Raw genomic sequence first — 12,653 nt, 5'->3', positions numbered from 1 at the left:
ACAGTGGGCGCGGATGCTACCACGCGCGCCTCACCCTCCAACTTTCCAGCCACACGGCCCTCAGCGCAGCCGCGGCAGTGCGGGCGTTCGGTAACGGTGCGTCCGGGCGTACTCGATGAGGTTCTTGATGTCGTAGCAGATCTGCCGGATGTCGTGCCCCATCGTCAGCTCGATGTGGCTGTTGCCCTTCACCGGACGCCAGAGGAGGTACTCGCTCTTGGCCGCGCGGTACACGCTCCGGGTGGACTCCACCGACGCCAGCGGGTCCATGTCCCCGAAGATGATGGCCATGGGGATTTGAATCTTCCCGAAGCCGCGCTTGAAGTCGTAGCCGGTGCGGTAGCAGACCATCTCCCCGCGTCGAATCCAGCGGGCGAACTGCTCCAGCACCTTGCGCGGCTCGCGCTCCCCTCCCTCGCGCAGCAGCCAGCGGATGTCGTCCGAGCCCACGCGCTCCGGGTTGATGAGCCGGTTCATCCGCGTGGTGAGCTGTTGATACAGCGGCGAGTCCTCCGCCTTGCCAATCTGCCGCTCGACGAACTTGAGGATGAGGTCCACCGGCATCGCGTTGAAGCGGAGCTTGCGGCGCGCCTCCGGCTCCAGCTTCTTGCCCAGCTTCGCGCTCACCGCGCCCACGCCTCGCGCGAGCAGCTTGCGGCCCAGCCCCTCCACCTCGCCGCCCAGGTTCAACCCCGCGAGCGTCATGTCCACCATGCCGCCGAGCATCGGCGCGCCGTGCGCCACCATGCGCAGCAGCATGAAGCCCCGGCCCAGGTCCGCCGGAGAGCCGATGGTGATGAGGCCCTCGAAGTCGTCGTGGATGCCGGTGTAGCCGTAGCCCAGCATCCCGCCCATGGAGTGGCCGCAGTAGAAGATGCGCTCGCGGCGGGTGATGCGCTTCACGCCGGAGACGGCGGCGGGCAGGTCGTAGAGGAAGTAGCTGTCGATGTCCCAGTCGTAGTCCAGGTCCGGAGGCAGGGGGCGCTTGAAGCGCTCGGCCCGCTCCTTCTGGAAGGCGATGGAGCTCTTGCCGTGCCCTCGCAGCTCCAGGATGTGGATGTCCACGCCGAAGAACAGGAGGTTCTTGACGAACTGGCCGCTCGTCCACGTGTGCCGGTTCTGGGAGAAGCCATGCACCAGCAGCAGCGGCTCGCCGAACAGCGGCTGGGCGAAGGGTTGCTTCACCGGACGGTAGCGGGTGATGACCAGCGACCAGCCATCCGCCGTCTCCACCACGTACTTCGTCTTGGAGTAGAGCGCCCGGAAGTCGACTTCGTCGATGGAGGGGATGGCGGGTCCCGTCGTGGTCGCGGCTCTCCAGTCCGGCAGGCGCATATCTTGAATCTACGGCGGCTGATGCAGCGCGCCAAGGATTCAGTCTGGTTGCTCACACGTCTTGCCCGGGCGGAACGGAAGACCCATCCTAAGAGGTCGCCCCGCTGAACTCCGCCGGTGACGGCTGGCACTTCGGGACGGGACAGCGTCGTCCAGCCGTCGCGCGGTGGCCCTTCAGGGCCCGCGGGCCTGCTCATGCCGGGCGCGCACCATGCCGACCAGGAAGAGCGAGCCGGTGCAGAGCACGACGCCATCCGCGCCCGCACGCCGCCGAGCCTCCGCCAGCGCCGCGTCCACATCGGGCCAGGCGGCCACGTCGGGAGTCAGGGCGCGCGCCTCGTCCAGATAGGCCGCGGGCGAAAGCGAGCGCGGCGTGTCCAGCGGCGTGAGCTGCACGGAGGCACACGCGGGAAAGAGGGCTCGCATCATCGGCCCCCGGTCCTTGTCCGCCACCACGCCGAAGACGCAGTGGACGGGGCGGCCCGCGTAGAGCGCCCGCAGGGACGCCAGCAGCACCGCCACACCCGCCGGGTTGTGGGCGCCGTCCAAAAGCACGGTGGGCCCCTGCCCTGCTTCCTCCAGTCGCCCCGGCCAGCGCGCCGAGCCCAGCCCCGCTCGCGCCGCTTCGTGAGTGACGGCGATGCCTTTCGCATCGAGGGCTTCCAGGCAGGCCAGCGCCACCGCGGCGTTCTGGAGTTGATGAGGGCCCCGCAGAGAGATTCGCAAGCCCTCCAGCCGCCAACCCGGTCCCCTGTAGACGATGCCGCCGTCCGCCTGCGTGTCGAGGGAGAAGTCCCGCCCCTCCACCCAGAGCGGCACGCCCAGGGCGCGCGCGCGAGCTTCGATGGCCTCCAGGGCCTCGGGTTCCTGCCGGGCGACGACACACGGCACGCCGGGCTTGAGGATGCCGGCCTTCTCGCCCGCGATGGAGGCCAGGGTGTTGCCCAGGTACTCCATGTGGTCGAAGGAGACGGGGGTGATGGCGGTGACGAGCGACGGCGCGGCGGTGGTGGCATCCAGCCGTCCACCCAGGCCCGTCTCCAGCACCACCACGTCCACGCCCACCCGCGCGAAGTGCCACAGGGCGACGACGGTGCCGAACTCGAAGTACGTCATCGGCTCCGCGACGGCGGAGGGGTAGCGCTCCAGCACGTCGAGGATGGCGCGGCCGAAGTCCGCGTCGGAGATGTCCTCGCCGCCCACGCGGATGCGCTCGTTGACGCGCACCAGATGCGGGGACGTGTAGAGGCCCACGCGGTGGCCGGCGGCCTGGAGCGCGGTGGCGGCGAAGGCGCAGGTGCTGCCCTTGCCGTTGGTGCCCGCGACGTGGAGCACCGGGAAGCGGCGCTCAGGGTGGCCCAGCGCGGAGAGCGCCTCGCGCACCCGCTCGAGCCCCAGCTTGATTCCGGAGGGGTTGAGGCGGGAGAGGAAGCCCAGGGCCTCCTCCGGTGTGCGGGGCGCGCTCATGCCAGGGACGCGAGCCGCGCGGGCTCAGCCCAGCAGGCCGAGAATCTGCCCGAGCTTCGCGCGCAGGTCCTTGCGGTTGACGATGCTGTCGATCATCCCGTGCTCCAGCAGGAACTCCGAGCGCTGGAAGCCCTCCGGCAGCTTCTGGCGGATGGTCTGCTCGATGACGCGCGGACCGGCGAAGCCGATGAGCGCCTTGGGCTCCGCGATGATGACGTCGCCCAGCCAGGAGAAGGACGCCGCCACGCCGCCCGTCGTCGGGTGCAGCAGCACGGAGATGTAGGGCTTGGTGCCAGTGCGGAAGCGGGCGATGGCCGCGGACGTCTTCGCCATCTGCATCAGCGAGAAGATGCCCTCCTGCATGCGCGCGCCGCCGGAGGCCGAGAAGATGAGCGCCGAGCACTTCAGGTCATGCGCGCGCTCGAAGGTCCTCGCGACCTTCTCGCCCACCACCGAGCCCATGGAGCCGCCCATGAACTCGAAGATGAACGCGCCCACGGAGACCTGGTGGCCGGCGATGCGGCCCACGCCGGAGACGAAGGCGTCGTTCTCCTCCAGGTTCTTCCGCGTGGACTTCAGCCGGTCCTTGTACTTCTTGGTGTCACTGAACCCGAGCGGATCCTGCGGCTCCAGCTCCTTGTCGAACTCCTCGAAACTGTCCGGGTCCAGCAGCGTCGCCAGCCGCGCGCGCGCGTTCCACGGGTGATGGTGGTCGCAGTGCGGACACACCATCCAGTGCTTCTCCAGCTCCTGCCGGTAGATGATCTCGTCGCAGTTCTCGCACTTGGCCCACAAGCCCTCCATGCGAGACGGACCGGGCTCGGGTTGCTGCTGGGTGTCGACGGCGATGCGGGGCTTCTTCGAAAACCAGGCCATGAGGGGCCGGGGGTTAATCCGACCGTCTCCGCCCGTCAACCGTTCCGTGTGGCGCGCCGCGTCGTCCCTCTTCGAGCAGGGCTAGAACTCGAAGGTGTCGTTGAGCTCCAGGACCTCCACCGGCATGCTCGCCAGCTCCTTCTTGAGCTGCGCCACGAAGGCCGGCTTGAGGTGGTAGAGCATCACCGAAGTCCCATTGCGCTCGAACTTCTGGAGCTCCAGGCCCAGGGTGTGGGGCGTCAGGTGGCCGGAGATGTCGGCCAGGGACTGGAGCGCGTTGGGGAAGGACGTCTCCAACAGGAGCGCCTTGAGGTCGCGCGTCTGGTTGAGGGCCTTCCAGAGCTTGTCGGTGGGCCCGGTGTCTCCGCTCATGGCGAGCGACGACTTCCCGTTGGAGATGATGAAGCCGCAGGACTCCACCGGGTGGCTCACCGGCACGCTGCGCACGGTGTAGGGCCCCACCTCGAAGGTGCCGCCGGCGCGGAACGTCTTGATGCGCAGGACGGGGTTGGCCTTCGTGGGGATGCGGGTGAAGTCCGGCCAGAGCGCGTTGTTGAACATGTTGTCGCGCAGGGCCTTGGCGCACTCGCGCGACGCATGGATGGTGACGGGCTTGTCGCGGCGACCGATGACCAGGTCCGCCATCAGCGGCAGGTCCTTCACGTGGTCGAAGTGACTGTGGCCCACGAGCACGTGGTCCACCCGACACAGCTCCTCCAACGAGAGCGTCCCCGTCAGTGCGCCCGCATCGAGCGCCAGCACGTCATCGACGAGAAAACACGTGCTCTTGCACGTGGGTAGCTCGCCACCGTGGCAGCCGAGGACTCGGAGCTTCACCTAGAGGTCTCCGAACTTCCACTTCATCTCCAGGTATTGGAGGAAGTCGTGGAGTTTGGCCGTGTCATACACGGTCACTCTGTCACCGCTGCGTGAGATGAGGCCGGCCCGGATCATCCGGTCCAGCACGTTGCGCACCGCGGGCTCGCCCACGCCAAGCTGGCGGGGCATCTCGCGGACCACGAAGTCGATCTCGGTGCCCTCTTCGGACGGACGGCTCCGGGTCTGGGACATCAGGATGATTTGATGGACGACCCGGCTGGCCGGATCATTGTGGAGCAGGTTCTCGATTTGGGCGTCCGCCTCGGAGAGCCGCCCGGCCAGCGTCTTGATCATCCGGACGGCGATCTCCGCATTGCCGCGGATCATCGCCTCGAACGTCTTGGGGTCGATGACCAGCAGGCGAGCGTCCTCGTTGACGACCGCGGACGCGTTACGGGGCTTGTTGGAGATGATCGCCATCTCGCCGAAGAATTCTCCGGCCCCCAGCACAGCAAGCGTCTTCTCCACGTCGCGCACGCGCTTCGTGATGGATACCTTGCCCGCCTGGATGACAAACATCTCCCGGCCGGCCTCTCCCTCGCGGAAGAGCTCGGTGCCCTTTGAGAATTCCTTGCCGAAACGTTGAAAGAGGGTTTCCTCGGCGCCCATCCTGCGAGGAGTCAATCAGCCCCTCCCCCCCCGGTCAAATTCCGTGTTGTGCGGATCAGTGGGACAGCGAGTGTGTGCAGGCGTCCGCGCCTCAAACCCGACACCCTCTTTTCGCTGGCCGAGACAACGGGCGCGCCGGCCGATAGAAGGCCGCCCGTGGGAACGACCTACAAGCAGTCCGGAGTGGATATCGAGGCCGGCGACGCCTTCGTCGACCGAATCAAGCCCTTCGCCGCGCGGACGATGCGTCCGGAGGTGTTGGCGGGCGTCGGCGGTTTCGGCGGGCTGTTCGCCCTGCCGCCGGGCAAGTACCGCGAGCCGGTGCTGGTGGCGGGCACGGACGGGGTGGGCACCAAGCTGAAGGTGGCCTTCTCCGCGGGCCGGCACGGCACGGTGGGCATCGACCTGGTGGCCATGTCGGTGAACGACATCCTCACCTGTGGCGCGGAGCCGCTGTTCTTCCTGGACTACTTCGCCACCGGGCGCCTGGAGGTGGACGCGGCGGCCGAAGTCGTCAAGGGCATCGCCCTGGGCTGCGAGCAGGCGGGGTGCGCGCTCCTGGGCGGCGAGACGGCGGAGATGCCGGGCTTCTACGCGCGGGGCGAGTACGACCTGGCGGGCTTCTGCGTGGGCGTGGTGGAGCGGTCGGCCATCATCGACGGCAAGAGCGTGAAGCCGGGCGACGCGCTCATCGGGCTGACGTCCTCAGGGCTGCACAGCAACGGGTACTCACTGGCGCGCAAGGTGCTGCTGGAGGACTCGAAGCTCGCGCTGGACGCGACGCCCGAGGGCCTGGGGCGTCCGCTGGGTGACGCGCTGCTGGAGCCCACGCGCATCTATGTGAAGGACGCGCTGGCGCTCCTGGCGGAGGTGAAGGTGAAGGGCATGGCGCACATCACCGGCAGCGGGATTCCGGGCAACCTGCCCCGGTGCCTGCCGGATGGGACGCGCGCGGTGCTGAGCGAGAAGTCCTGGGTGAAGCCGCCCATCTTCGACCTGATTGCCAGGCTGGGCAGCGTGGCCCGGGACGAGATGTTCAACACGTTCAACATGGGCCTGGGCCTCATTGTCGTCGTGGCACAGGAGGACGTCGCCAAGGCGCTGGAGGTGCTGCGCGCTCGGGGCGTGGAGGCCAGCGAGGTGGGCCGCGTGGAGGCGGGCCAGGGCGAGGCCACGGCGGTCATCGAGCCATGAGCGGACGGCGGGTCCGGCTGGGCGTGCTCGTCAGCGGCAGCGGGAGCAATCTCCAGGCGCTGCTCGACGCGTGCGCGCGCGAGGACTTCCCGGCCGAGGTGGCCTGCGTGGTGTCGAACGTGCCCACCGCCTACGCGCTGGAGCGGGCTCGCGCGGCGGGAGTTCCAGCCGTCGTGGTGGACCACAAGGCCCACGCGTCGAAGGGGGAGTTCGAGGCGGCGCTGTTGGAGGCGCTGCGCGCGGCGGGGGTGGAGTGGGTGTGCCTGGCGGGGTTCATGCGGCTGCTCAGCGCGGACTTCCTGGGGCGCTTCGCGGGCAAGGTGCTCAACGTCCACCCTTCCCTGCTGCCGTCGTTCCCGGGGCTGCATGCGCAGCGGCAGGCCCTGGAGCGTGGCGTGAAGGTGGCTGGGTGCACGGTGCACTTCGTGGATGCGGGCACGGACACCGGGCCCATCATCGGACAGGCGGCCGTGCCGGTGCTGCCGGATGACGACGAGAAGAGCCTGAGCGCGCGCATCCTCGTCGAGGAGCATCGGCTCTATCCGTTGGCCGTTCGGCTCGCGGTGACGGGGCAGGTGGCGATGGACGGGATGCGTACTCGCGTGGCGGCGGTGGCGACCTCGGGAGAGCTGGCGCTGCGCAGTCCCGGGGCCGTGAAGTGACGGGCTCGCAAGGGCTCCCTGGCGCTCTCGGCGACGCAGTGGGCGGAAGCGACCCGGCTACGGAGTACGACGACGGCTCGGCGCGGATTCTCGACGTCGCGGACGGGAGCAACGCGGCGTCCGGGAATCACACCGGGGACACGCACGACGTGGCCGAGGACGCGAAAACGCCGCGGACGCAGGAAGCCCGTCGCTCGGCGTTGCGCGAGGCGCCCACGGTCCTCGTGAGCGCGTGCCTGCTCGGAGAAGCCTGCCGGTACGACGGTCGCTCCCAGCGCTCGGAGCGAGTCCTCGCGGCGCTGGAGGGCAAGGCTGTCGTTCCCGTCTGCCCCGAAGTGGGTTCGGGCCTGCCCATTCCGCGACCTCCCGTGGACCTCTGCGGTGGCTCGGGTGTCGACGTCTGGGCGGGACAGGCGCGAGCGCTGGAGCGCGAGGCCCGCGTCGACCGGACCGAGGACTTCAAGCGAGGCGCCACCCTGGCCCTGGAAGCCGCTCGCAACTTCGGTGCTTCTGTAGCGCTGTTGAAGGAGAAGAGTCCCTCCTGTGGCAGCCAGCGCATCTACGAGTCTGGAACCCTCCGGCCCGGCGAAGGCATCACCACCGCCCTGCTCCGCTCCGAGGGCCTCACCGTCGTCAGCGACGAGGACCTGTAGCCAGGCCACGTCCGGGACCGACGAGGGCCGTTCGCGTCAGTCCAGCGCCTTGAGCACTTCGAGCAGCCGGGTCATCAAGCCGTGCAGCTCCCGAGTCTCTTCCGCGCCCAGGCGCCTGGCCACGCGCCGGTCTATCTCCACCAGCTTCGTCGTCCCATGCCGCATGGCCGCGAGGCCCTTCTCCGTCAGGACCACCCTGCGAGCACGGGCATCATCGGGGTCCGGCTCAATCCGCACCGCGCCGAACTCCGCGAGCTCCGCGATGACCGGCTGCACCGCCTGCTTCGTCACCCCGAGGCTGCGAGCGAGCTCCGTGATGCGCACGCCCTCCGGATTCTCCAGATACGGCAGGAGCCGCGCGTGGACCTCCCGCATCATGGGCCAGCCGGCCTCGCTGTTGACCGCCCGCATCCCCAGCTCGTTGAACAACTGCCCACACCGGATGAGCACGTAACCCAGGCTGCTGGCCTGAAGCCTCTTCACGTCCTCGAGCGCGTCCTTCTTCTTCATCAGTCAAGTCTACTTGACTTTATTGGTCAAGAACCATTGACTATCTCCCCATGCAAGTTCCCGCCTGGGTCGACCGAGAGGCATTTCCCTTCAACGTGCGTGAGGTGGCGGGGCTGTCGGTGGTGGACGAGGGCCAGGGTCCACCCATCGTCTTCGTGCATGGGACGCCCACCTGGTCCTTCGAGTGGCGCGCGCTCATCCGCGCCTTCTCGGCCACCCATCGCTGCATCGCGGTGGACCACCTGGGCTTCGGCCTGTCGCCCCGGCCGCTGGACGCGGACTACTCGCCCGAGGACCACGCGCGCCGCTTCGCCGCGGTCATCGAGGCGTTGAATCTGCCCCGCTTCACCCTGGTGGCCCACGACTTCGGCGGCCCCATCTCGCTCGACTTCGCGCTCGCCCATCCGGAGCGCGTCGAGCGCGTGGTGCTCATCAACACCATCGCCTGGCCCTTCGTCGACGAGCCCTCACTCGCCAGGGCCGCGCGCATGGCGGGGGGTTGGCTCTTCCGCTGGCTGTACCGGAACCTGAACCTCTCGTTCATCATCGCGAAGTCGGCCTGGGGCAAGGGCCCCCGTCCCGAGAAGACGTGGAAGCAGTACACCCTCATGTTCCCCGACCCCGACTCTCGCGAGCGCGTGCTCTGGGCCCTCGCGAAGAGCCTCAGCGCGTCCACGCCCTTCTTCCAGTCGCTCTGGGAGCGCCGCGAGCGACTCGCGAAGACGCCCATCCACTTCATCTGGGGTCTGCGCGACGCTGCCTTCCCACCCGTGGTCCTGGAGCGGTTCCGGAAGGCCTGGCCTCACGCCACCGTGGACACCCTCCCCGATGCGGGCCACTGGCCCCACGAGGAGGCCCCCGAGGCCTGCATCGACTTCCTGCAGCGCGCCCTGAAGAGTCCCTCCGACTCGGCCTGAGCGCTCAGCCTGGCGCCAGCACGAGCTCGTCGCCGTCCCGAGGCGCGAAGCACGCCTCCACGTCCGCCTCCGAGACATCGCCCAGCGTGCCCGGGTGCCAGCGCGGCTTGTTGTCCTTGTCCACCAGCACCGCGCGGATGCCCTCGCGGAAGTCCGCGCGCGCCGTCATCGACTGGCTCAGCCGGTACTCCACCGCCACCATCTCGTCGTAGTCCCGCTTGCGCCCCATCCGGAGCTGCCGCAGCGACACCTTGAGGCTGGTCGGGCACCTGTGCACCAGCGTCGCCCACGTCTGCTGGGCCCACGCCGAGCCCTCCGCCTCCAGTGCCTGCTGGATGTCCTCCACCCGCTCCGCCGCGAAGCAGCGGTCCATCGCCGCGTGCTGCGTGGCCAGCACGGACGTCCCCGCGTCCGCATGGAAGCTCGAGAGAATCCGCTCCACCACCGCGCTGGCGGGCCCCGCCCCCCACTCCGCCCTCACCAGCGCCTCCAGCACGGAGTCCAGCCGCGCCGACTCCACGTGGTGCGTCCCGTAGCCGAGCCACATCGCGTCCGCGGCCCCACACCGCGCCCCCGTCAGGCCCAGGTAGGTCCCCGACTCGCCCGGGAAGCGAGGCAGGAACCAGCCGCCCCCCACGTCCGGGAACAGGCCAATCCCCGTCTCCGGCATCGCCAGCACCAGCTTCTCGGTGACGACGCGGTGGGAGCCATGGATGGACAAGCCCAGTCCGCCCCCCATGCAGATGCCGTCCACCAGGGAGATGTACGGCTTGCCGAAGTGGTGGATGCGATGGTTCAGCGCGTACTCAGCGCGGAAGAACTCTCGCGACAAGCGCTCCGGGCCCGCCCCCCGCGGCTCCACCGTCGAGGCCGCCACGGCGCGCACGTCTCCGCCCGCGCAGAAGGCTCGCCCGCCCGCTCCCCGGACGACCACGGCCTTCACCGCCGGATCCGCCGCCCACGCCTCCAACTGGGGCAGCAGCCGCCGGCACATCTCCAGATTCAGCGCGTTCAGTGCCTTCGGGCGGTCCAACGTCACCACCCCCACCGCGCCCCGCATCTCTGTCTGCACGCCGTCGCTCATGTGAGGCCCGAATATCAGTCCTCCCAAGCAGGCGCGCACGATTCAGGGTCCTCCGACGCCCCAGGGCGCGCTATGGGTGGGAAACCATGACACCTTCCGACACGCCCCTGCGCGCCGCCGTGTTCGACATGGACGGCACCCTCGTCGACAACATGGTGTTCCACAACCAGGCCTGGGTGGCGCTCGCGCGCAAGCTCGGCCTGTCCCTCACCGCCGACGACTTCCAGACCCGCTTCGCCGGCAAGAAGAACGAAGAAATCCTCCCGGAGCTGCTCGGGCGCGCGCTCGCCCCCGACGAAATGGAGCGGCTCGCGGACGAAAAGGAGAACCACTACCGCACCCTCTACCGGCCCCACCTGCGGCTGCACCGTGGCGCAGAGGCCCTCATCTCCCGCCTGCGCGCCGCCGGCATCCCCATGGCCATCGCCACCGCGGCGCCCCAGGGCAACCGGGAGCTGGTGATTGACGGCCTGGGCCTGCGCCCCGTCTTCCACCGCATCGTCGGCGCCGAGGAGGTCTCCCGGGGCAAGCCCTTCCCGGACATCTTCCTCGCGGCCGCCCAGGGCCTGGGCGTGGACCCCTCCCAGTGCCTGGCCTTCGAGGACGCCATCCTCGGCGTCATGTCCGCGCGGGACGCCGGAATGCCCGTGGTGGGCCTCACCACCACGACGTCCGCGAGGCAGCTGCGTCAGGCCGGCGCCCTCTGGACGCTCCCGGACTTCACCACCCTTCCGCCAGAGCTGGAGTCCCGCCTCTTCGGCGTGGGGAGCTGAAGCCCGGGGCCAGGGACACCCCGCCCCCCTCGGCCGTCACGGCGCGCCAAAAGGGAGCCAGCGGCGCGGGACGTTGTGTAGTGTTGCCCGCCTCATGACGTCCGCAGCCAAACTCAAGCTTCCCTCGGGTCCATCCCGGCACGTGTATGACGTCATCGTGCTGGGCAGTCAGCTCGGCGGTGCGCTCGCGGCCGCGTTGCTCGCCAAGCGCGGCCACCGCGTCCTGCTGGTGGAGCACGACGGCATGGGCCCGGGTTACGAGCACGGCGGCTACGTGCTCCCCTATGCGCCCTTCGTCGCGCCGCCCCTCAAGGCCATGCCCGCCGTGGAGGAGTCCCTCACCGAACTGGGCCTCACCACCACCGTGCAGCGCGCGCTGCGCCCCCACTCCCCCGAACTGCAGCTCGTCCTGCCGCGCAACCGCCTGGACCTGCACTCCGACGCCGCCCGCCGCAAGGCCGAGGTGACGCGCGAGCTGGGCGAAGAGGGCGAGGCGCTCCTGGGCGCGCTGGCCGGCACCACCGCGCAGCACGAGGCGAGCGACGCCTTCTTCAAGGCCCACCCCGCCCTGCCTCCCGACGGCTTCTTCGAGGGCTGGGGCCTGAAGAAGCTCATCAAGGCCCACCCCGGGCTGGACACCCCGCCCCGGCTGGCCTCGGACGCCCCCGCCGCCGCCCTGGTGCGCGGCCTGCGCCCCTTCATCAGCCACCTGGAGAAGCCGGAGTCGCCGCTCGCCCTCACCCGGACCCTGTCCCAGGTGCTGGCGGCGCCCTCCTACTTCGCCGGCGGCCACGACGGCCTGCGCGAGATGCTCACCCGGCGGCTGGCGGAGCTGGGCGGCGACGTGCTCGGGCGCGACAGCCCCACCGGCTTCATCGTCGAGGAGCTGTCCTTCGACGGCAGCAAGTTCGCGGGCGTGAAGCTGGTGCGCTCGGACACGCTCTACCGCGCGGCCTGCATGGTGGCCGCCACCGACTCCGGCGCGCTGCGACGGCTGGTGACGGACAAGAAGCACCACCGGGGCCTGCTGGAGCACCTGGACCAGTCCAACACCAAATCCATCCTCTTCACCGTCAACTGGGTGGTGCCGGAGACGGCGCTCCCTCGGGGCCTGGGCGAGCTGACGCTCGTGGACACGCAGGACGCGGAGCTGGGCGCCATGCTGCTCCAGCTCCACCCCGCGCGCCCCTCGGCCACCGGTGGCAAGGAGAGCAAGGACGCGGAGGGCCTGCGCGTCGTGTGCGCCGGCGTCTTCATCCCCGCGTCCGCCCGGGAGCTGGGCGAGGAGCACCTGCAGGCCCTGGCCACGCGCATCGACGCGCAGCTGGACGCCGTCATGCCCTTCACCGCGCAGCACCGGCTCCTGCGCTCGGTGCCCTACCTCGACGCCAGCGGTTCGCGCGGCACGCGGCTGATGCCGCACCCGCTCTACAGCTTCGAGTCGGAAGCCGTGCTGGGCGTCACCGGTTTGAGTCAGCGAACCCCGGTGAAGAACCTGCTGCTCGCCGGCCGTGAGGTGCTTCCCGGCCTCGGATTGGAGGGCGAGCTGCTCGCCGGAGTGCGCGCCGCGCGCCTGGTTCAAGACATGTTGAAGAAGAAGGATCCGCTGAAGGGCTGATCCAAACGGCTGAAAGGCTGGATTTCCAAGCGGCTTTCTGGCAGGTTCCGCCGCTCTTTATCGGCAGGCGTCCAAC

13 protein-coding genes are annotated in these 12,653 nt (G+C 69.5%); 6 read left to right on the top strand and 7 right to left on the bottom strand.

What is annotated here, in order from left to right; all coding sequences use genetic code 11:
- Nucleotides 1-60: 60 nt before the first annotated feature.
- From LZ199_RS00290 to LZ199_RS00270, 5 genes are all read right to left on the bottom strand, one after another.
- The gene (locus LZ199_RS00290; protein ID WP_253991606.1) at nt 61-1,335 is read right to left on the bottom strand and encodes an alpha/beta fold hydrolase; all 1,275 of its coding nucleotides are present in this window, start codon (nt 1,333-1,335) and stop codon (nt 61-63) included.
- A gap of 174 nt (nt 1,336-1,509) precedes the next feature.
- Nucleotides 1,510-2,802, bottom strand: coding sequence for a bifunctional folylpolyglutamate synthase/dihydrofolate synthase (locus tag LZ199_RS00285; protein WP_253991605.1), 1,293 nt, complete (start codon nt 2,800-2,802; stop codon nt 1,510-1,512).
- 24 nt (nt 2,803-2,826) lie between these two features.
- Entirely contained in the window at nt 2,827-3,678 is an 852-nt protein-coding gene (gene accD, locus LZ199_RS00280; protein ID WP_253991604.1) for an acetyl-CoA carboxylase, carboxyltransferase subunit beta, read from the bottom strand.
- 81 nt (nt 3,679-3,759) lie between these two features.
- Nucleotides 3,760-4,515 carry an MBL fold metallo-hydrolase gene (locus LZ199_RS00275; protein ID WP_176437455.1) on the bottom strand — a complete coding sequence of 252 codons (756 nt, stop codon included), beginning with the start codon at nt 4,513-4,515 and terminating at the stop codon, nt 3,760-3,762.
- Nucleotides 4,516-5,166 carry a Crp/Fnr family transcriptional regulator gene (locus LZ199_RS00270; protein ID WP_253991603.1) on the bottom strand — a complete coding sequence of 217 codons (651 nt, stop codon included), beginning with the start codon at nt 5,164-5,166 and terminating at the stop codon, nt 4,516-4,518. It abuts the gene before it with no gap.
- A 156-nt stretch (nt 5,167-5,322) separates the two neighbouring features.
- On the opposite strand from LZ199_RS00270, the gene purM reads away from it, so the two are divergent.
- The 3 genes from purM to LZ199_RS00255 are packed head-to-tail and all read left to right on the top strand — an operon-like array spanning nt 5,323 to nt 7,675.
- Nucleotides 5,323-6,360, top strand: a complete 1,038-nt coding sequence (gene purM, locus LZ199_RS00265; protein WP_253991602.1) for a phosphoribosylformylglycinamidine cyclo-ligase — start codon at nt 5,323-5,325, stop codon at nt 6,358-6,360.
- Nucleotides 6,357-7,022, top strand: coding sequence for a phosphoribosylglycinamide formyltransferase (purN, locus tag LZ199_RS00260; protein WP_253991601.1), 666 nt, complete (start codon nt 6,357-6,359; stop codon nt 7,020-7,022). The genes purM and purN overlap by 4 nt, the downstream gene beginning before the upstream one ends.
- 38 nt (nt 7,023-7,060) lie before the next feature.
- Nucleotides 7,061-7,675: a DUF523 domain-containing protein gene (locus LZ199_RS00255; protein WP_253991600.1), complete on the top strand. Its 615-nt coding sequence runs from the start codon at nt 7,061-7,063 to the stop codon at nt 7,673-7,675.
- A gap of 36 nt (nt 7,676-7,711) precedes the next feature.
- Here the strand turns inward: LZ199_RS00255 and LZ199_RS00250 are convergent, their stop codons facing one another.
- Nucleotides 7,712-8,185, bottom strand: coding sequence for a MarR family winged helix-turn-helix transcriptional regulator (locus LZ199_RS00250; RefSeq protein ID WP_253991599.1), 474 nt, complete (start codon nt 8,183-8,185; stop codon nt 7,712-7,714).
- Nucleotides 8,186-8,235: 50 nt separating this feature from the next.
- On the opposite strand from LZ199_RS00250, the gene LZ199_RS00245 reads away from it, so the two are divergent.
- The gene (locus LZ199_RS00245) at nt 8,236-9,102 is read left to right on the top strand and encodes an alpha/beta fold hydrolase (RefSeq protein ID WP_253991598.1); all 867 of its coding nucleotides are present in this window, start codon (nt 8,236-8,238) and stop codon (nt 9,100-9,102) included.
- A gap of 4 nt (nt 9,103-9,106) precedes the next feature.
- Here the strand turns inward: LZ199_RS00245 and LZ199_RS00240 are convergent, their stop codons facing one another.
- Nucleotides 9,107-10,186: an enoyl-CoA hydratase/isomerase family protein gene (locus tag LZ199_RS00240; protein ID WP_253991597.1), complete on the bottom strand. Its 1,080-nt coding sequence runs from the start codon at nt 10,184-10,186 to the stop codon at nt 9,107-9,109.
- 86 nt (nt 10,187-10,272) lie between these two features.
- Here LZ199_RS00240 and LZ199_RS00235 point away from each other — a divergent pair, with 86 nt between their 5' ends.
- Nucleotides 10,273-10,959, top strand: a complete 687-nt coding sequence (locus LZ199_RS00235; RefSeq protein WP_253991596.1) for an HAD family hydrolase — start codon at nt 10,273-10,275, stop codon at nt 10,957-10,959.
- Nucleotides 10,960-11,053: 94 nt separating this feature from the next.
- Nucleotides 11,054-12,577 carry an NAD(P)-binding protein gene (locus LZ199_RS00230; protein ID WP_253991595.1) on the top strand — a complete coding sequence of 508 codons (1,524 nt, stop codon included), beginning with the start codon at nt 11,054-11,056 and terminating at the stop codon, nt 12,575-12,577.
- The last annotated feature ends 76 nt before the right edge of the window (nt 12,578-12,653 follow it).

The organism is Myxococcus qinghaiensis (assembly GCF_024198215.1).
In the GTDB taxonomy this organism is placed as follows: Bacteria; Myxococcota; Myxococcia; order Myxococcales; family Myxococcaceae; genus Myxococcus; species Myxococcus qinghaiensis.
The sequence above is the reverse complement of the archived record's forward strand: the minus strand, read 5'-3'. Positions and strand labels throughout refer to the sequence as shown.

What these genes read in the sequence shown, in the direction of transcription:
- purN (WP_253991601.1), top strand. Translation starts at nt 6,357, where the DNA reads ATGAGCGGACGGCGGGTCCGGCTGGGCGTGCTCGTCAGCGGCAGCGGG.
- LZ199_RS00230 (WP_253991595.1), top strand. Translation starts at nt 11,054, where the DNA reads ATGACGTCCGCAGCCAAACTCAAGCTTCCCTCGGGTCCATCCCGGCAC.
- LZ199_RS00270 (WP_253991603.1), bottom strand. Translation starts at nt 5,166, where the DNA reads ATGGGCGCCGAGGAAACCCTCTTTCAACGTTTCGGCAAGGAATTCTCA.
- LZ199_RS00245 (WP_253991598.1), top strand. Translation starts at nt 8,236, where the DNA reads ATGCAAGTTCCCGCCTGGGTCGACCGAGAGGCATTTCCCTTCAACGTG.
- LZ199_RS00285 (WP_253991605.1), bottom strand. Translation starts at nt 2,802, where the DNA reads ATGAGCGCGCCCCGCACACCGGAGGAGGCCCTGGGCTTCCTCTCCCGC.
- accD (WP_253991604.1), bottom strand. Translation starts at nt 3,678, where the DNA reads ATGGCCTGGTTTTCGAAGAAGCCCCGCATCGCCGTCGACACCCAGCAG.
- LZ199_RS00235 (WP_253991596.1), top strand. Translation starts at nt 10,273, where the DNA reads ATGACACCTTCCGACACGCCCCTGCGCGCCGCCGTGTTCGACATGGAC.
- LZ199_RS00290 (WP_253991606.1), bottom strand. Translation starts at nt 1,335, where the DNA reads ATGCGCCTGCCGGACTGGAGAGCCGCGACCACGACGGGACCCGCCATC.
- LZ199_RS00240 (WP_253991597.1), bottom strand. Translation starts at nt 10,186, where the DNA reads ATGAGCGACGGCGTGCAGACAGAGATGCGGGGCGCGGTGGGGGTGGTG.
- LZ199_RS00250 (WP_253991599.1), bottom strand. Translation starts at nt 8,185, where the DNA reads ATGAAGAAGAAGGACGCGCTCGAGGACGTGAAGAGGCTTCAGGCCAGC.